18 protein-coding genes, 1 rRNA gene and 1 pseudogene are annotated in these 16,551 nt (G+C 67.0%); 11 read left to right on the plus strand and 9 right to left on the minus strand.

What is annotated here, in order from left to right:
* A 5S ribosomal RNA gene (gene rrf / locus ACNA7R_RS15120) occupies positions 1-98 on the plus strand; the annotation flags it as partial.
* Positions 99-175: 77 nt separating this feature from the next.
* Here rrf and ACNA7R_RS15125 read toward each other — a convergent pair.
* Complete coding sequence (locus tag ACNA7R_RS15125; RefSeq protein ID WP_416284381.1) at positions 176-475, minus strand: DUF4242 domain-containing protein; 300 nt, start codon at positions 473-475, stop codon at positions 176-178.
* 169 nt (positions 476-644) lie between these two features.
* Here ACNA7R_RS15125 and ACNA7R_RS15130 point away from each other — a divergent pair, with 169 nt between their 5' ends.
* Positions 645-2,864 carry a CDC48 family AAA ATPase gene (locus ACNA7R_RS15130; protein ID WP_416284382.1) on the plus strand — a complete coding sequence of 740 codons (2,220 nt, stop codon included), beginning with the start codon at positions 645-647 and terminating at the stop codon, positions 2,862-2,864.
* Between the two features lie 66 nt (positions 2,865-2,930).
* Positions 2,931-3,413 (plus strand): ferredoxin Fer, encoded by a 483-nt coding sequence (gene fer, locus ACNA7R_RS15135; protein WP_416284383.1) that lies wholly within the window; start codon positions 2,931-2,933, stop codon positions 3,411-3,413.
* 117 nt (positions 3,414-3,530) lie between these two features.
* On the opposite strand, the gene ACNA7R_RS15140 is transcribed toward fer, so the two are convergent.
* Together ACNA7R_RS15140 and ACNA7R_RS15145 are read right to left on the minus strand one after the other, a co-directional pair.
* Positions 3,531-4,088, minus strand: a complete 558-nt coding sequence (locus ACNA7R_RS15140; RefSeq protein ID WP_416284384.1) for a hypothetical protein — start codon at positions 4,086-4,088, stop codon at positions 3,531-3,533.
* A 98-nt stretch (positions 4,089-4,186) separates the two neighbouring features.
* On the minus strand, positions 4,187-4,471 hold the full coding sequence (locus ACNA7R_RS15145; protein ID WP_416284385.1) for an ArsR/SmtB family transcription factor: 285 nt from the start codon (positions 4,469-4,471) through the stop codon (positions 4,187-4,189).
* A 92-nt stretch (positions 4,472-4,563) separates the two neighbouring features.
* Here ACNA7R_RS15145 and ACNA7R_RS15150 point away from each other — a divergent pair, with 92 nt between their 5' ends.
* Complete coding sequence (locus ACNA7R_RS15150; protein ID WP_416284386.1) at positions 4,564-4,866, plus strand: amphi-Trp domain-containing protein; 303 nt, start codon at positions 4,564-4,566, stop codon at positions 4,864-4,866.
* A gap of 2 nt (positions 4,867-4,868) precedes the next feature.
* Positions 4,869-5,639, plus strand: a complete 771-nt coding sequence (locus ACNA7R_RS15155; RefSeq protein WP_416284387.1) for a class I SAM-dependent methyltransferase — start codon at positions 4,869-4,871, stop codon at positions 5,637-5,639.
* Between the two features lie 39 nt (positions 5,640-5,678).
* Here ACNA7R_RS15155 and ACNA7R_RS15160 read toward each other — a convergent pair whose 3' ends face one another.
* On the minus strand, positions 5,679-7,397 hold the full coding sequence (locus ACNA7R_RS15160) for a pyrroloquinoline quinone-dependent dehydrogenase (RefSeq protein ID WP_416284388.1): 1,719 nt from the start codon (positions 7,395-7,397) through the stop codon (positions 5,679-5,681).
* A 6-nt stretch (positions 7,398-7,403) separates the two neighbouring features.
* Positions 7,404-8,306, minus strand: a complete 903-nt coding sequence (locus ACNA7R_RS15165; protein ID WP_416284389.1) for a hypothetical protein — start codon at positions 8,304-8,306, stop codon at positions 7,404-7,406.
* Positions 8,307-8,690: 384 nt separating this feature from the next.
* Here ACNA7R_RS15165 and ACNA7R_RS15170 point away from each other — a divergent pair, with 384 nt between their 5' ends.
* A complete protein-coding gene (locus ACNA7R_RS15170; protein WP_416284390.1) occupies positions 8,691-9,767 on the plus strand; it encodes an ABC transporter substrate-binding protein in 1,077 nt (358 codons plus the stop codon).
* Positions 9,768-9,806: 39 nt separating this feature from the next.
* On the plus strand, positions 9,807-10,637 hold the full coding sequence (locus ACNA7R_RS15175) for an ABC transporter permease (RefSeq protein ID WP_416284391.1): 831 nt from the start codon (positions 9,807-9,809) through the stop codon (positions 10,635-10,637).
* A gap of 32 nt (positions 10,638-10,669) precedes the next feature.
* Here the strand turns inward: ACNA7R_RS15175 and ACNA7R_RS15180 are convergent, their stop codons facing one another.
* The 4 genes from ACNA7R_RS15180 to ACNA7R_RS15195 form a co-directional block, all read right to left on the minus strand.
* A complete protein-coding gene (locus ACNA7R_RS15180; RefSeq protein ID WP_416284392.1) occupies positions 10,670-11,446 on the minus strand; it encodes an ABC transporter permease in 777 nt (258 codons plus the stop codon).
* Complete coding sequence (locus tag ACNA7R_RS15185) at positions 11,439-12,182, minus strand: ABC transporter ATP-binding protein (RefSeq protein WP_416284393.1); 744 nt, start codon at positions 12,180-12,182, stop codon at positions 11,439-11,441. The genes ACNA7R_RS15180 and ACNA7R_RS15185 overlap by 8 nt, the downstream gene beginning before the upstream one ends.
* The gene (locus ACNA7R_RS15190) at positions 12,179-13,444 is read right to left on the minus strand and encodes an ABC transporter substrate-binding protein (RefSeq protein ID WP_416284394.1); all 1,266 of its coding nucleotides are present in this window, start codon (positions 13,442-13,444) and stop codon (positions 12,179-12,181) included. The genes ACNA7R_RS15185 and ACNA7R_RS15190 overlap by 4 nt, the downstream gene beginning before the upstream one ends.
* Before the next feature lie 102 nt (positions 13,445-13,546).
* Entirely contained in the window at positions 13,547-13,711 is a 165-nt protein-coding gene (locus ACNA7R_RS15195) for a hypothetical protein (RefSeq protein WP_416284395.1), read from the minus strand.
* Between the two features lie 247 nt (positions 13,712-13,958).
* Between ACNA7R_RS15195 and ACNA7R_RS15200 the strand changes: the two genes are divergently transcribed.
* The 4 genes and pseudogenes from ACNA7R_RS15200 to ACNA7R_RS15215 all read left to right on the plus strand — a co-directional run.
* Positions 13,959-14,138, plus strand: coding sequence for a hypothetical protein (locus tag ACNA7R_RS15200; protein ID WP_416284396.1), 180 nt, complete (start codon positions 13,959-13,961; stop codon positions 14,136-14,138).
* A gap of 161 nt (positions 14,139-14,299) precedes the next feature.
* Positions 14,300-15,187, plus strand: coding sequence for a hypothetical protein (locus ACNA7R_RS15205; RefSeq protein ID WP_416284397.1), 888 nt, complete (start codon positions 14,300-14,302; stop codon positions 15,185-15,187).
* A gap of 281 nt (positions 15,188-15,468) precedes the next feature.
* Positions 15,469-16,200 carry a zinc-dependent metalloprotease family protein gene (locus tag ACNA7R_RS15210; RefSeq protein ID WP_416284398.1) on the plus strand — a complete coding sequence of 244 codons (732 nt, stop codon included), beginning with the start codon at positions 15,469-15,471 and terminating at the stop codon, positions 16,198-16,200.
* 12 nt (positions 16,201-16,212) lie between these two features.
* Positions 16,213-16,380 (plus strand): annotated as a pseudogene (locus tag ACNA7R_RS15215) (methionine synthase); the annotation flags it as partial.
* Positions 16,381-16,551 lie beyond the last annotated feature (171 nt).

Genomic DNA, 16,551 nt, shown 5'->3' on the forward strand with positions numbered 1-16,551 from the left:
CCTCCCGTACCCATCCCGAACACGGAAGATAAGCTCGCCTGCGTTTCGGCGAGTACTGGAGTGGGCGACCCTCTGGGAAATCCGATTCGCCGCTTCCTTTCATACTCTTCACCCATCGATAGTCGAAACGCCGAGCGTTTTCGCAGTCGCGAACAGTTTAGCGACGATACCGGCGCTACTCGCCCTCGAGAGGCTCCCCGCGTCGATCGATTCGCGTCGCCGGGAGACCCGCGCGCTCGGCGTGTTCCCGAACGGCATCCGTGTCTTCGGCCCGGTAGTGACAGAAGGTTCCAGTGATCTTCCCGTCCCCGTTCGTCAGTACCTCGGAGTCGACCCAGCGGATTCCGACGCCTTCGTCGCGGAGTTCCTCGAGGGTCTCCCCGGACTGTTCGCCGGCGGCCTCGAGTTCGGACTCGGTGATCGGGTCGTCGAGCGCGCGGAGGATCAGGAAGTCCTCCAAGTCACTGTCTGTCATGGTCCGTATCACTTCTCAACGTCATTGTTGATAAACATTCGTTCGATCCGGACCAGACGACGGCGTGGTCGTTCGGATCGGATCCACACTCCGGAGGCAGTCCGTTCGGGATTCGATCCAAACGTTCTTGCGTCCGAGCGTGACACGTTACCAAAGGACGACTTCATCGATGAAACTCACCGTCAAACCGCTCGTCTCGAACCAGCGGGAACGCTCCGTCGCCGTCCTCGAGCGGGACGTGATGGGCTCGCTCGGCGTCGAATCCGGAGAGTACGTTTCTCTCGAGGGGCCGACGGGCGAATCGGCCGTCGTCGAAGTGCTGTCGCGCCCGTCCGAGGAGCGGACGGAGCGAACGATCCGTCTCGATCAGGAGCTCTCGGGGCGACTCGACGTCGACGCGGGAGACCGCATTCGCGTCGAACCAGCCGAGGTCAGGTCCGCCGAGCGGGTCTCGATAGCGTTACCCGACGACGTCTCCTCCGCCGAGGCGCTCGAGTTCGCCCAGCGGGACGCGCTCGTCGGGCGGGTCGTTTCGGACGGGGAGACGGTATCGATCGACGCCGAGTCCGCTCGCCCCATCTCGATCGAGGTCGTCGACGTCGACCCGGCCGATCCCGCCGCCGTCGAGGAGTGGACGTCGATCGTTATCGCTCCCGAACCGGCGACGGTCGACGACGAGGATCGCGGTGCGACGGCTCCCGCGGTGACCTACGACGACGTCGGCGGTCTCGAGGACGAACTCGAGCAGGTGCGGGAGGTCGTCGAGTTGCCGATGCGGTATCCCGGTGTTTTCGATCGACTCGGCATCGATCCGCCGAAGGGAGTCCTGCTGTACGGGCCGCCGGGAACCGGAAAGACGCTCATCGCCCGCGCGATGGCCAACGAGGTCGGTGCCCACTTCCAGACGCTTCGGGGCCCGGAGATTGTCTCGAAGTACCACGGCGAGAGCGAGGAACGGCTCCGCGAGGTCTTCGCGGAGGCCGAGGAGAACGCGCCGGCGATCGTCTTCATCGACGAGATCGACGCCATCGCGCCGAAACGGGAGGACGTCGGCGACGTCGAACGCAGGATCGTCGCCCAGCTGCTCTCCCTGCTCGACGGCGGCGACGACAGGGGCCAGGTCGTCGTCGTGGGAACGACGAACCGCGTGGACTCCGTCGATCCCGCCCTCCGCCGGCCGGGTCGGTTCGACCGCGAGGTCGAGATCGGCGTGCCGGACGCCGACGAGCGAGCCGAAATCCTCGGGATCCACGCGGCCGACGTTTCCCTCAGCGACGAAATCGATCTCGAGCGTTACGCCGAGCGCACGCACGGTTTCGTCGGCGCGGACCTGGAGAACCTGATCAGGGAGAGCGCGATGTGTGCGCTGCGCCGGCTTCGAGCGGACTCCTCGAGCGGATCCGTGGAACTCCCCGCCGACCGGCTGGACGCCGTCGAGATCGCCGAGGCGGATCTCGAAGCGGCGGTGCGCGAGATCGAACCGTCCGCGATGCGGGAGGTGTTCGTCGAGGTTCCGGACGCGACCTGGGGGGACGTCGGCGGGCTCGAGGAGGTGACGCGAACCCTTCGGGAAACGGTTCAGTGGCCCCTCGAGTACGTCGACGCCTTCGATCGCGTCTCGCTGCGCCCGGCGACCGGCGTCCTGCTGTACGGCCCGCCCGGGACCGGAAAGACGCTGCTCGCGCGGGCCGTCGCCAACGAGGCTCAGTCGAACTTCATCTCGATCAAGGGGCCCGAACTCGTCGACAAGTACGTCGGCGAGTCCGAGCGGGGGATCCGCAACGTCTTCAGCAAGGCCCGCGAGAACGCGCCGACGGTACTCGTGTTCGACGAGATCGACGCCATCGCCGGCACCCGGAGCGACGCCAGCGAGACGGCGGTCGGCGAACGCGTCGTCTCCCAGCTGCTCACTGAGCTCGACGGGCTCGAGGATCTCGAGGACGTCGTCGTCCTCGCGACGACGAATCGTCCCGACCGGATCGACGACGCGCTCCTGCGAGCGGGGCGGTTCGAACGACACGTCCGCGTCGGGGAGCCCGACGAGGCGGCCAGACGGGAGATCTTCGAGATCCACCTTCGGGAGCGTCCGCTCGCGGCCGACGTCGACCTCGACGTGCTCGCCGAGCGAACCGAGGGTGCCGTCGGCTCCGATATCGAGGGGATCTGCCGGACCGCGGCGATGAACGCCGTTCGAGAGTACGTCGAGACCTCTGCCGGGGTCGGCCCGGACGACTCCCCTGAGGGCGAGAGCGAATCGGGCGCCGCCCTCGAGGACCTCGAGCTGACGGCCGACCACTTCGAGCGGGCCCTCGAGGCGGCCGACGGGGAGCCGGGAGACGAGTTCGCTCGACTCGAGGACGGGGTCGACGCGTTCGTCGACGGCGAGTGACTCCGCCGGAACCGGGCGCCGGAGGTGACCACCGATGCTAAGTAGGTGCACGGCTAGTGGTTGTGTATGTCACACAACCTCCCTCACGTCAGGCTCGGCGAGGACGCCGCGGAGCGCGGTGACAGCGACGGTGACGAGGGACCCGTCCGCACCGTCGAGTACCTCAACTACGAGACCCTGAACGAACAGGGGTGGGATATGGACGACGAGGACCTCTTCGAGAAGGCGGCGGCGGCCGACCTCGAGGACGACGACTACGGGAGAGTCGAAATCACCGGCCGACGATACATCCTCGACGCCGCGGAGGATCAGGGGTTCGAGTGGCCCTACGAGTGTCGCGCCGCCTCGTGTGCGAACTGCGCCGGCATCGTCTACGAGGGCGACGTCGAGATGGACATGGACCTCATCCTCACCGACGAGGAAGTCGAGGAGCGAGGGATCGTCCTTACCTGCCAGGCGCTTCCGGCCAGCGACGAGGTGAAACTCATTTTCAACGCGATGTACCTCGACTACCTGCAGGATCGGGTTATCGGCGTGCGAGAGGTCTGACGTTCCCCGACGTCGGGAGTCGAGACCGCGGTCGACGATTCGTACGGGTCGGTGTGGCAGTTTCCCGGTGATCGCCGACGGGACGGCGACCATCGGTGCAGGACTACCCGGGCCGCATCAGGACTCGAGGTTCTCGATCGCCTCCTCGAGTCGCGTCGAGGGCGACTGCTCGGTGACGATCTGGTCCTGCCGGTAGGCGTCTATCGGTTCGGTGTCGACGTCGACGTCGGCCTCGGCGAGCGCGTCGAGGGCCGTCGCGAGAACGACCGTCTGGTACTCGAGTCGCGACTCGAGTTCGTTGACTTGCTCGAGCGTTCGCTCGGAGAGGTCGGTGAGCGACGCCGAATACTCCGAGAGGTTCGCTTCGGCCTGATCGAGCCGTCGCTCGCCGAGGCTGATCGTCGCGAAATTCTCGAGTTCGTCGACGTCCTCTGACATCTGCGCGAGTTCGGACTCGACGGTCTCGAGTCGCTCGTCGACGACGCGTTCGATGTGCTGATCGATCGTCGTCGCCTCCGAGTCCGACCCCACGCTCGAACCGGACGACTCGGACGCGGTCTCCTCGACGGGTTCGTCCGCGGGGACGGCTCCGTTCTCGTTCGTACACGTGAGTACGTGACTCTTGTACGGACCCGGTGCCGGGTACTCCTCTCCACAGTGTGCACACTCTGGCATACGGGCACAATCAACACGGTCGTGTAAATACCTTTAGCTAACGTTTCGCTCTCGGATTCGAAGAAAGGAAGTCGGGGTCGGGGCCGGTGCTCGACTCGCTACGACGACTCGTCGGACTGCTCCGTAGCCTGGAGGATGAACGCCCGCTCCGGCGGCGGCGCGGCGTACAGTTCGACGTCGTTGACGAGGCGGTAGTACTTGCGGTTTCCGCGTCGGTAGTGGTCGACGAGCCCCGCCTCCTCGAGCACACCGAGGTGGTGGACGGCCGATTTCCCGTTCATCCCGACGGATTCGGCGAGTTCGGAGACGTACTTCGGCTCTCGGGAGAGCTCCCGGATGATCTTCAGCCGTCGAGTGTTCCCCAGCGCCTCGAGCAACGTCATGAACTATCGTACACGCAGCCGGTAGTTGAGTGTTCCGCCGCCGTCGACGCCGTCACGCACATTTATGTATCGACGGCGTGGTATTCGTCCCCATGGCGAACAACGTCGAGTTCCCCGACGACGAGAACCCCGACCGCAGGGTCATCACGGACGGCTTCTTCGAACAGGAGATCTACCTCTCGCGGACCGAGACGGCGAGCTTTCTCCGCGAGATCGCCGACGCGCTCGAGGAAGACGCCTCGCTGACGATCTCGGGCAGCAGCTGGGAGATCCCCTTCGAGTACCGCGAGCCGATCGAGGTCGAGATCGAGTTCTCCGGCCAGCGAACCTCGGAGCTCGAGATCGAACTCGAGTTCGAGCAGGCCCGCGGCGGAAGCGATCTCAGCGTCGAGTGAGCGTGCTCGGACCGCGGTACTACTTCGGCGTCTACCACTGGCGGCGACGGTTTCGATCGCTCGCGCTCGTAGCGGTCGCGCTCGCGGTTGCGACCGTCGTCGGGAGCCGAACGCAGTCCCGAAGCCGACGAGCGGCCGCGTCGCTCGTCGCATCCGTCGGAGTCGTTCGCGGGCTCCGGACGCTGCGTCGGCTGGTCGGTCCGACGCCGTGGTCGCTCGAGCGGGCGAAGTACGACGCGCTCGCGAGCCGGCTCCCGCTCGATCGGGCGGACCGGATCCTCGACGTCGGCTGCGGGACGGGACGTTCCCTCGTGGGGATCGCACCGCACGTTCCGGAGGGAACGGACGTCGTCGGCCTCGACGTCTTCGACGACCGCGTCATCCTCGGGAACGGACCGCGACTGGCGCGGCGAAACGCCGATCGTGCCGGGCTCGCCGTCGAGCCGGTCGCCGGCGATGCGGCGACGCTCCCGCTGCGAGACGGCTCGGTCGACGTCGCGACCGCCTGTCGGGTGCTGCACGATCTCCCGGCCTCGAGCGCCGAGGACGCGCTGTCGGAGCTGCGGCGGGTCTGTACGGCCGACGGAGCCGTCGGCATTCTCGAGCTCCCGCTCGTTCCTGACGACGTCGGGGACGATCCCGACCCGGAGTCGTACTGGTCCGATCGCGTCCTCGAGGCCGGGTTCGCGATCGAGACCCTCGAGCGCCTCGAGCTGGCGGACCGAGAGGAGCCGTACATCCTCCTTATCGTGCGGCCGGATACCGCCCGCTGATCGGTCGGCGGATCGAAAAAGACGACCGTCGCAAGTCGATTACTCCGACAGCGAGAAGACGGCCAGTCGGGTGTCGCGGCCGCCGGCGCCGCGGCGGAGCCAGCCGCTGCCGCCGACCTGAATCGCGACGTACTGTTTCTCGGTCTCGGGATCGTACCAGCTCATCGGACTGCCGGCGATCGACGCCTCGCCGAGATCGTACTCCCAGAGGCGGTCGCCGGACTCGCCGTCGTAGGCGATAAAGTCGCCGTTCTGGGTGCCGGTGAAGACGACGCCGGTCTCGGTCGTCACCATGCCGCCCCAGATGTAGGCATCGCTCTCGATCCAGTCGCGCCAGACCCGTTCGCCCGTCTCGGGGTTGATCGCGACGATGGCGCTGATCTTCCCGTTGTACTCGTCGGGGACGGCTTCGGTCTGGTCCTCCAGAATTCCACCCCAGTACTTCTTGCCCTCCTCGTACTCCTCGAATCGCCACCAGGCCTCCTGGGGCGAGTTGTTCATCTTCGTGTACATGAGCCCGGTCTCGGGGTTGTAGGCTGGCGGCTGCCAGTCGTTGCCCCCCATCGCGCCGGGCATGAACGGCATCCGGCGCCCCTCGTCGATGTGCGGGATCATCCGGTACATGTTCAGCTGCTGGACGCCCGGTTCGCTGCGCTCGATGAGTTCGCCCGTCTCGGCGTCCATCGTGTAGGCCCAGCCGGTCTTGCCCGCGGAGACGACGACGTCTTTCGTCGTGTTGCGGTGTTCGATCTCCATGTCCCGGATGAGGACCCTGGGCGCTGCGGAGTCGTAGTCCCAGACGTCGTGGGCGACCTCCTGATGGGTCCACAGCCGCTCGCCGGTATCCATGTCGAGCGCGAGCGTCCCGCAGCTGTTGCGGTTCGGTCCCGGTCGGACGGAGCCGTCGAAGTCCGGCCCGGGGTTGCCGATCGGCAGGTAGAGCCGTCGCTCTTCGACGTCGATCGTCGCGTTCATCCAGTTTGTCGCACAGGACTGGTTGATGCTGTCGCCGACCCACTCGGTCTCGGGAGAGGTCCACGTGTGCCAGACCTCCTCGCCGGTTTCGGCGTCCAGCGCCGTGTGGAACCCGCGAACGCCGTACTCGCCGCCGGCGCTGCCGGTGAAGATCATCCCGTCGTACGCGATGGGCGCCCAGGTCGCCGAGTACCCCTCCTCGTGGTCGGCGGTCGAGGTGTGCCAGACCTCCTCGCCGGTGTAGCGGTCGAGGGCGACGACCCCCGAGTCGAGCGTCGTCATGAACACCTTGTCGCCGTAGGCGGCGACGCCGCGGTTGTTGTCGTCACAGCAGAGCACGACGTCGGAGGGGACGGCGTACGTGTAGCTCCAGAGGATGTCGCCCTCGCGGGCGTCGATTGCCTTGACGTGGTTCGGTCCGTTCGACTGATACATGATCGGCGGATCGCCCGGGACGATCAGGGGCGTCCCCTCCATGCTCGAGCCGGCGCCCACGTCGAGCATGTACTCGACCTCGAGGTCGGCGACGTTGTCGGGCGTGATGACGTCGGCCGTCGTGCGGCGGTGTTGCCCGTAGTTGCCGCCGTAGGTGAGCCAGGCTTCCGGATTATCGCCGGACTCCTGGATCATCTCGTTCGTGACGTCGAACTCCTCGATCCGATCGACGTCGTGCTGGTGCGTAACCGATTTGTCGGGGGATCCGAGCACGCGGAACCCCTGGTCAGTCTCCCTTACAACCGTATCCTTTGCGGCCTGTACGGCCCTGTCTTCTTCGAGTGACATTGATGATTACCTCGCTTCGGATGGCGCGCGCATCTCTTCGGTGATCCAGAACACGTTCTTGCAGATCTCCTCCTGGTTGACGATCATGATCGCCGCGCCGGCGGTGATCGCGGCGGTCAGCTGGGAGTCGGTTAACCCCTCCTCACGGGTGATATCGAGCGCCGCCTGCGCCAGCAGGTGGAACCCGCCTAGCAGCGCCTTGATGTCCCAGTAGCCATCGTCCAGAATTTCGTCGGTGACGAGAATCCGGTTCTGCCAGAGGTGGACGTCCATCGCGTCGATCCACAGCAACGTTCCGCCGGCCGCCCGCTGGTGGAGCGGCGGGACGTGTTCGACGCCGAACTCCACCTCCGCGGGAATTTCCTTCGTCGGCACCCACCGGGCGAGCCGGTCGTTGTTGTTCGTGACGTCCATGACGAGCGCGATCCGCTCCTGTTCGTCGAATCCGAGCTTTTCGAGTTCGGCCGTCAGCTCGTCGGTGGCGATCAGCTCGTGGGCCGTTCCCTCGATGTGGTCGGGCGTGAACCGAGGCAGGTTCGCCTCGAGGCTATCGAAGAAGTCGACGTCGACGAGGTGGTCGTAGATCTCCCAGCCGGGTTCGGCGAGTTCACGGTAGAGCACCTCGGCTTCGGTCTCACCCTCGGGGATTCCCTGCTCCCGAACCTCCGGCTGGCGCTCGAGCTGTCTCGAGAGCTCCTCGAGCTGCGTCTCGAGCAACTCGGCGTCGAGCTTTCCCGAGAGGTCGCTTCGGATCGCTTCGCCCATCGAGGCGAACTCGGGATCGTCTTCCCGCTCTACCTCGTCGCGAAGCCGTTCGATCGTCAGCTGTTCCCCGTCATCGACCGCTTCGACGTCGAGCGTGCGGGCGAGTTGCCGCTGCGCTTCGTCCGTGATCTGTGCCGTTGTCATGCGTAGTGCACCCGGTAGTACCTGTCGTGTCCCTTGGTTCCAACTCCCATGCAGTATGTGCCACCAACCTACACGATCTTAGACCTTATTATAATAGATCTATATTTAAAGCCAGAAATTATGTGTTCTGGACTGTCGCTGTCGGTTTTTCGACAGCACTGCCGGTACCGTTTCCGTCCGAATCCGGATCTAACGGCCGCGAAACGTTTCAGCTATGATAGAAAATCGCCATTACCGGACCGACACACGGCACCGTCGGTCACGGTGAGCGGCGGCCCGGATGCCGATCTGCACTCGACTGTGCGATGTTCCGTCGGGGAGTACTTAAAGCTTAATCCAAATGATTTATAAACTCCTTCCCCGACAGACACTATCGGTGAGAGTGTGAAACACACACAAAGAACGCGACGCGGCGTCCTCGCCCTCGGCGGCGCGGTCGCCCTCTCGGGGTGTGCCGGTCGGCTCGGCGGGAACGGCGACGGCGATCAGTCCGCGGAGGACGGGGTCGCGGTGGAGTCCGTGTCGCTACTGCTCAACTGGAACATGGGTGGACTCCACACGCCCTACGTCGCCGCTCGCGAGAACGGGTTCTACGAGGAGGAGGGGTTCGCCGACGTCGAGTTCGAGAGCGGCGACGGCTCCGACTTCGCGGCGAACCAGGCCGGGCTCGGCAACACCGAGTTCGCGATCTCGAGCGGCGACCAGATCCTGACGGTCAACAGCAACGAGCTGTCGCCGCGTGCGGTCGGCATCGTCATGCAGCGGAACCCGAACGTCGTCTTCGCCGACCGCGAGGGATTCGGCGAACTCACCGATCCCGACCAGCTCGAGGGTGTCACGGTCGGGAGCGGTCCGGGGATGGTCCGGACGATGACCGAGGCCTACCTCGACCACCACAACGTACTGGACAGCGTCGAGTACGTCGACGCCGGCTTCGACACCGTCCAGCAGCTGCTGACCGGCGAGATCGACGTCGCGGGCGGGGTGTTCAGCGACGTCGTCGACGCCCGCCACCAGGGCAGGGAGATCGACGTCCTCGAGATCCAGGAGGCCGTCCCGTCCTACGGCCACCTGATCGCGACCGACGAATCGTTCGCCGAGGAAAACCCCGAGACGGTCGAGGCGTTCCTCCGGGCGACCGCCAGGGGAGCCGTCTGGGCGGCTCGGAATCCCGACGAGGCGATCGACCACCTCGTCGACGTCCAGCCCGAACTCGAGGAGACCCGGGAGAACCAGTACGACAAGTGGGAGGAGATGTACACCGGGTACATGCTCTCGGGGACGGTCGAGACGGAGGGCTGGGGGGCGAGCGCACCGGAACCGTGGCAGGAGACCCACGACGTGCTGGCCGACGCCGGCGCCCTCGAGAACGAGGTCGATCCCGACGCCGTCTGGACGAACGACTACCTCGACGCCGAGGACGAGTACGTCGCGGAGTTCGCCGACCGGATCGATGAGTGACCGCGCCGTCCGGCTCGAGAGCCGCGATCGACGTCCCGGATGATCGACGACCACACCGACCGACGCGACGGACGACGGCTCGAGCGGGTTCCGGGCAGCCGCGGCGTTCTCGAGGGCTCCCGAACCCTCGCCCGCGGACTCGCGGCGCGACTGCTTCCGCCGACGGCCGTATTCGTCCTCCTCCTTGCGGCGTGGCACGGCGTCGTCGTCTACTACGACGTGCCGACGATCGTGTTGCCGTCCCCGGCCGAGGTCGGGGCGACGCTCGTCGAGACGTATCCGACGCTGCTCGGCGACGCCGCCGTCACGGCGGCGACCGCCGGCATCGGACTCGTCGCCGGGACCGTCGTCGGCGCCGGCCTCGCCTTCGCGATGATCGGTTCCCGTCGGGCGGCGAGCACGATCCTCCCGTACGTCGTCGCGCTCCGAATCGCGCCGGTGATCGCGATCGCTCCGCTACTCTTTCTGTGGTTCGGCCGCGGCGTTCCCGCCCGGGCGCTGGTCGTCACCACGCTGACGGTGTTTCCGATCACGATCGCGACCCTCGACGGGCTTCGCGGAACCCCCGAGTCGTACCTCGAGCTGTTGCGAACGGTCGACGCGTCGCCCACTGCGGTGTTCGTCCACGTCCGGATCCCCGCGGCCGCGCCGAGCGTCTTCGCCGGGCTCAAGATCGCCGCGACGCTGTCGGTCATCGGCGCGGTCGTCGCCGAGTTCGTCACGCTCAACGCCGGGCTCGGCTACCGGGTGTTCGAGACGGCCGCCTTCCTCCGGACCGCGGAGACCTACGCCGCCTTGGTCGTCCTCTCGCTGGTCGGCATCGGCTTCTATCTCGTTCCCGTCGCCCTCGAGCGCGCACTCTGGCACTGATCGAGACACGGTCCCCTGGTTCTGGACGGGCGTCAGCCGAGGGCCTCGAGTCCGAGCCGTTCGTGGACGCGTCGCTGAACGAGGACGACGATCCCGTACAGCGCCAGCCCCACGAGCAACAGAACGACCAGCGCCGCGAGCATGACGTCGGGACGGACGTTCTCCGACCCCATCAGGATCAGAAAGCCGAGTCCGTTGTCGGCGACGACCCACTCCGCGACGACCGCGCCGACGACCGCGAGGGTCACCGACTGTTTCAGGCCGGCGAAGATGTCGGGGATCGCGTAGGGGACGTCGACGTACAGGATCCGCTCGACCGGTCCGGCGTCGACCGACCGCAGCAGGTCGTGGTGGGCCGTCGGCGTGCGATCGAGCCCCGCAGCGGTGTTCAACACCAGCGGGAAGAAGGTGATGAGCGCGACGAAGACGATCGCCGTCGTCATCCCCGTGCCGAGGTAGATGAGTAACAGCGGGGCGATCGCGAGCTTCGGCAACACTCGAACCGTCACGAGGTACGGGTAGACGGCCCGGCGAAACCACGGAACGTACGCGACGAAGGCGGCGAGGGCGATGCCGGCCCCGATTCCGATCCCGCCGCCGTAGACGACCTTCTCGAGAGTGTAGAGGGCGTTCACGAGGTACAGCTCCGGATTGCCGGCCAGCCGCGCAACGACGGCGTCGGGGGCGGGAAGGAGAAACGGCGGGATGTCGCCGAGTTCCGTGAGAGCCCACCAGAGCGCGACGCCCGCACAGAGCGCGCTCGCGGGGTAGAGGGCGCCGCTTCCGGCGACGCTGGTCCGTTCAGTCATAGCTCTCGTGAAGCGTCCGGCGGACGGCCGCGACCTGTTCCTGAAACGCCTGCGAGCCGAGCGACTCCGTATCGCGGGGTCCGGGCAGGTCGATGTCGAACGTCGCCTCGATCCGCCCCGGCTGGTCGCGCATCACGACACACCGGTCGCCGAGAAACACCGCTTCGGGGACGCTGTGGGTGACGAAAACGATCGTCTTCCGCTCGCGGCGCCAGAGCGAGCGGATCTCGACGCCGAGCTCGTCGCGGGTGATCTCGTCGAGCTCCCCGAACGGCTCGTCCATCAACAGCACGTCCGCGCCGAGGTGGAGCGCTCGAGCGATGGCGACGCGCTGTTTCATCCCGCCCGAGAGCGCCGCGGGCCGGGCGTCCTCGAACCCGTCGAGCCCCATCGTCTCGAGCAACCCCCGCGCCCCCTCGCGGTCCGGCGGCTCGTCGGCCATCTTCCGGAGGAAGACGACGTTCTCGAGGGCGCTCTTCCAGGGAAGCAGGGTGTGTTGCTGGAAGACGAATCCGATATCCCCCGTCTCCTGTGCGACCGACGGCGATCGGTCCTCGATGGTGACGCGACCCTCGGTCGGCTCCTGGAGCCCACCGATCGCACGCAGCAGCGTCGTCTTCCCGCAGCCCGACGGGCCGACGACGGTGACGAACTCCCCGTCGTCAATCCCGAGGTCGACGTCGGCGACCGCGGTGAAGTCGTCGAACGCGACCCCGACGTTCTCGAGGTCGATCACGGTTCCTCCGCGAGCAGCTCCCCCTGCTCGAGCGCCGTTCGGAGCCGGTTCCAGGTTCGCTCGCGCTGCCAGCCCCAGCCGCGTTCGCGCGTGTCGTCGCTGTGCCCGAACTCCTCGACCGCCCGCTCGAAGGTCTCCCGGACGCGCTCGGGCTCGTCGTCGCCGCGCTCGGCGATTCGCGTCGCCGCCGGATCGGGATCCCGGGTCGCCTCCCGCCAGCCGCCGGCCGTTCCCGCGAGGAGCGCCTCGAGCGACGCCCGACGACCGTCGAGCGTCCGCTCCCGGGCGACGATCGTCGGCCCGTAGATCGGGAAGTGATCGGTCAACAGGAGCGTGTCGACGGTCTCGCCGCGTCGCTCGAGCTGTCGGGGATCGGTGATGGAGCCGGTGACGACGTCGGCTTCGCCGGCCAGCAGTGCCGTCCGCTCCTCGCCGGTCGTCTCCTCGATCTCGAGGTCCCCCTCGAGCGCCGTCTGGGAGACGAACAGGCGACCGAGTACCCCCGTTTCGGAGTGAGCGGGCATCCCGATTCGCTGTCCCCGAAGCTGGTCGACGCTGCGAAGCTCCGCGCCGAAGACCTCGCGGGTGGAGTACAGCACCGTCATCGCGCGCTGGTAGAGCACCGCGATCGGGACGATCGGGACCCCGGCCGCCCTGGCCCGTAGGACGGTCGCGGCGCCGGCGACCGCGACGTCGGCTTCGCCGGCGTCGACCCGGTCGACGGCGCGCCGGGATCCCTCGTGGTGCTCGAACTCGACGTCGAGACCGTACTCGCCGTACCAGCCCGCCTCGGCGGCCGCGTACAGCGGGGCGTGAAGCCCGTTCGGTCGCCAGTTCAGCGCGACGGTCAGCCCCGACTCGTCGGTCGCCTCCGGCTCCCGCTCGGTCGCGCCGTCCCGAAAGATCGCGTCCGCCCGCTCGAGCAGCGTCGCCGCGTGTCGCTCGTACACCCGCCGGCGACTCGAGGCGAGGTCGTCGGTCGGTCGCCACGCCGACGGCGGCCGTCCCTGGCTGGCGCTCGCGACCGTGGAGCGCTCGATCAACCCGTCGGCCTCGAGTCGGGCGACCGCGTCGCTGATCGGCGACCGGCTCAGTTCGGTCCCGACCTGCAGCTGGATCGTCGTCGCGGGGTCGTCCTCGCGGTCGGCCCGCAACAGCAGGTACGCCAGGACCCGTGCGGGCGTCCGTCCCAGCCCGACGGCGAGGTCGTCGACGACCGGTCGATCCTCGCCGTCGAGCACCCAGAACGTTCGCGAACGCATTCGTCCTGATTGACTGTGTGAGACCGCATAAGGGTACCCCCGCTATCCGATCGGACGTCGTCAGAAGCGGCTCGCAGAACGCGATCGGTCGGCGGGACGTCGCTACCGGTGGTTCGCCGCGCCGTGGTCGACCCGCGTGGGCTTGACCTTGCCGTGTTGCTCGAGTTCGTGGGCGTTGAGTCGCCGCTGGAGGTCGGCGCTCGAGGTGACGGCGAAGTACGTTTCACAGACTGGACACTTATCGACGAGTAGCTCGTTCGAAGTCATAGTATAGTCTTCGGAGTCGAATACGCAGTTTTCAGAGCTTTCGACACTCGTGCAAGGGACTCGGTGGGAAAGACGAGCGTCTTTGCGTGGGCCGGTTCCTTTTTACCGGTCTCGTATGCAGCTGATACCGTGGTATACGGCGTCTCGAGGGGTGTAAACGGTCGATCTGTCGACTGCTAGCAAACGGCTTCGGCCGAGCGTCGAGCGTCGTGCGAGGATTCATTATCGTGGTTGTCAATACCTATCTATGGACCCGTACACGGACGACCTTCGGCTCCCGAGGGTGCGTCTCGAGCCGGACCGAAAGGCGACCGTGCGCTGCCGGGACTGTCGGGCGACCTTCCCGCGAAGCGACGTCCACCTTCCGACGAAGGGGACGCTTCGCTGTCCCGAGTGTGACTCCGGCGCGATCGCCGACGTCGAGTGACGCTGCCCGGTCCCCCGAGATCGAACGATCGGGGTGGGGTTAGAACCTCGGGAGGTTCGACTGGGTGCCCCCGACGCCGGATCGCGACGTCGGCGACGGTCGACCCGCGTCCGGGGACGAACGTTTTTGCGGGACAGCGTGGTACTCCCTCGCAGTAATCCATGCAACCTTCCCTCACGGATCTCGGAGCCGTCCGACGGCCGGAGTATACGGGTGAGAACCGCTGTCTCCCGTGTACGGTCGTCAACGTCGCGATCGCGATCCTTCTGGCGGGGGCGGTGGGGGTCGTCACGGCCGTTCCGATCGGAGCGGCCGCGCTCGCGGTCTGCCTCGCGGCGATCTACCTCCGCGGCTACCTCGTCCCGGGAACGCCGGAACTCACCGAACGGTACCTTCCGAACTCGGTACTCCGACTGTTCGGGAAGGAGCCGATCGCGACCCGCTCGCTCGAGGCGGCCGGAACGGACGACCCGTGGGATCGTCTCGCCGCCGGCGGCGTCGTCGACCGATCGGCGGACGGTACGCTCTCGCTGACGGATCGGTTTCGAGCGGAACTTCGCCGAGAGATCGATCGGCGCGAGTCGACGCCGGGGGCCGACGACGTCGAATCGCTCGCCGACGCCACGGAGGCCGTCGAACGCGGGCCGCGGGCGTACTCGATCGACGGCAACCGCCTCCTCCGGTGGGAGTCCGACGCCGCGCTCCTCGCCGACGCCGCGGCCGCGTCGGTCCTCCGGGCGACGGTCGAGGACTGGCCGACCCTCGAGCGCGACGAGCGGCTGGCGCTTCTCGAGCGGATCCGACTCCTGCTCGAGCGCTGTCCGGCCTGCGGCGGCCCGGTCGACCGAAACGACGAACGGATCGACCCGTGCTGTCAGCCCCCGCACATCGCGGTCTGGACGGTCTGTCTGGACTGCGACGCCGTCCTCGCGGACGTGACTGCTCCCGAATCGGACGCCGGGGCGTGGGCAGAACTGCTCGAGGCCGGCGCGGACGAACCGCTCGAGGCCGGCGCTGCGGACGGACTCGAGTACGAGCCGACCGATTGAGTCGGACGACTGGACGTCAGTTCCGGGGCGACCGCGAGCCGTCCTGCGGTCGCTTCGGTACGGCAGACCGTATGACGGTCTTGCCGAGGACGAGACCCTCGAACGGCCGTCGGTGGTGCGTAGCGACCGAACTGTTGGAGCGCCCGGAGCACGCTCTCGACAGCGTCGTCCTCCGTTGGTTACCGACACCTCTCCCCTCGGTCCGTACTCGCTATCATACAATACGAAGAATGTTAATATAAACAGAAAGTATATGCTGAAACACTATCTGGTAGATATGTATGAATCGGCGAACGTTCCTCACGGGAGTCGGAACCGCGGCCGGAGGCGCGTTCGCGCTCGATCGGGGTGTCCGCCGCGTTCGCGCGCCGGAGACGATTACCGTCGCCGTCTACCAGACCGACGGGCTCACGGCGGGGTTCGAGGAAACGGGACAGCGACGGGATACGGGCCAGCGCCTCGCCGAAGCTGCGGTACGGCGTATTCTCGAGCCCCACTTCGCGAACTCCTTCGAGTTGATCGACGAGGCGCTGACCGTCCCGCAGGCGGTGACGACGCTGCCGCCGACGCTGTCGACGTTCGGCGACGAGATGCCGGCCGCGAGGCGGTCGCTTCTCAACTGGGTCGAGTACAACCGAACGCGGTCGGCCGTCGACAGCCACATTCTCCTCTCCCGCCACCCGGAGATCAGGTCGGGTAACGGCATCGCGTCGCCCGCGATCCTCCCGACGTGCTGTGAACCGATCGATCGCTACGGGATCGCCTGGATGGCCGCCGAGCGGTCGACCCGCGCCGAGGCGGCCGTCGGGGAGACGATCGCCCACGAGATCGGCCACACGATCGGACTCCAGCACTCCCACGGCGCGAACATCGGCGACGCCATCTCGGTCATGCTGACGAGTTCGTACGCGCGACGAGTTGGCAGGAACCTCTTCGGGGAGCCCGTCAGCCCGGCGGCCAGCCGGGTCTCCGAACTGAACGACGCTATCGCCGATCACCACCTGCGGGTGTGAGTTCGTGGCTCCCTCAAGCGCGTCGCCGACGCGGTCGACGACGGGACGCCGCTGATCGCCGCTCCCGACTGCGGGTTCGGGACCCAGGCCGGCCTCGGCATGGTCGATCCCGAAATCGCGTGGGCGAAGCTCGAGGCGCTGGTCGAGGGTGCCGAGATCGCCACCGAGCGGCTCTACTGACGGAATCGTCGACCGGGGCGCGGTTTTCTCTGCTATTTCGAGAACCGTACGGTCCCGTGTCGAAAGCCGGCCGCTGCTCGAGCGACTGTCGCCTGTAAACTACCCCGCCCTACTCCCTCCCTCACGCGGTGCGCTCGGTCGGTCCTTGAGGACGGGGCTTTCCGTGGATTT

Source organism: Natronococcus sp. (assembly GCF_047921035.1).
Taxonomy (GTDB): Archaea; Halobacteriota; Halobacteria; order Halobacteriales; family Natrialbaceae; genus Natronococcus.

What these genes read in the sequence shown, in the direction of transcription:
- ACNA7R_RS15125 (WP_416284381.1), bottom strand. Translation starts at nt 475, where the DNA reads ATGACAGACAGTGACTTGGAGGACTTCCTGATCCTCCGCGCGCTCGAC.
- ACNA7R_RS15130 (WP_416284382.1), top strand. Translation starts at nt 645, where the DNA reads ATGAAACTCACCGTCAAACCGCTCGTCTCGAACCAGCGGGAACGCTCC.
- fer (WP_416284383.1), top strand. Translation starts at nt 2,931, where the DNA reads ATGTCACACAACCTCCCTCACGTCAGGCTCGGCGAGGACGCCGCGGAG.
- ACNA7R_RS15140 (WP_416284384.1), bottom strand. Translation starts at nt 4,088, where the DNA reads ATGCCAGAGTGTGCACACTGTGGAGAGGAGTACCCGGCACCGGGTCCG.
- ACNA7R_RS15145 (WP_416284385.1), bottom strand. Translation starts at nt 4,471, where the DNA reads ATGACGTTGCTCGAGGCGCTGGGGAACACTCGACGGCTGAAGATCATC.
- ACNA7R_RS15150 (WP_416284386.1), top strand. Translation starts at nt 4,564, where the DNA reads ATGGCGAACAACGTCGAGTTCCCCGACGACGAGAACCCCGACCGCAGG.
- ACNA7R_RS15160 (WP_416284388.1), bottom strand. Translation starts at nt 7,397, where the DNA reads ATGTCACTCGAAGAAGACAGGGCCGTACAGGCCGCAAAGGATACGGTT.
- ACNA7R_RS15165 (WP_416284389.1), bottom strand. Translation starts at nt 8,306, where the DNA reads ATGACAACGGCACAGATCACGGACGAAGCGCAGCGGCAACTCGCCCGC.
- ACNA7R_RS15175 (WP_416284391.1), top strand. Translation starts at nt 9,807, where the DNA reads ATGATCGACGACCACACCGACCGACGCGACGGACGACGGCTCGAGCGG.
- ACNA7R_RS15180 (WP_416284392.1), bottom strand. Translation starts at nt 11,446, where the DNA reads ATGACTGAACGGACCAGCGTCGCCGGAAGCGGCGCCCTCTACCCCGCG.
- ACNA7R_RS15190 (WP_416284394.1), bottom strand. Translation starts at nt 13,444, where the DNA reads ATGCGTTCGCGAACGTTCTGGGTGCTCGACGGCGAGGATCGACCGGTC.
- ACNA7R_RS15195 (WP_416284395.1), bottom strand. Translation starts at nt 13,711, where the DNA reads ATGACTTCGAACGAGCTACTCGTCGATAAGTGTCCAGTCTGTGAAACG.
- ACNA7R_RS15200 (WP_416284396.1), top strand. Translation starts at nt 13,959, where the DNA reads ATGGACCCGTACACGGACGACCTTCGGCTCCCGAGGGTGCGTCTCGAG.
- ACNA7R_RS15205 (WP_416284397.1), top strand. Translation starts at nt 14,300, where the DNA reads ATGCAACCTTCCCTCACGGATCTCGGAGCCGTCCGACGGCCGGAGTAT.
- ACNA7R_RS15210 (WP_416284398.1), top strand. Translation starts at nt 15,469, where the DNA reads ATGAATCGGCGAACGTTCCTCACGGGAGTCGGAACCGCGGCCGGAGGC.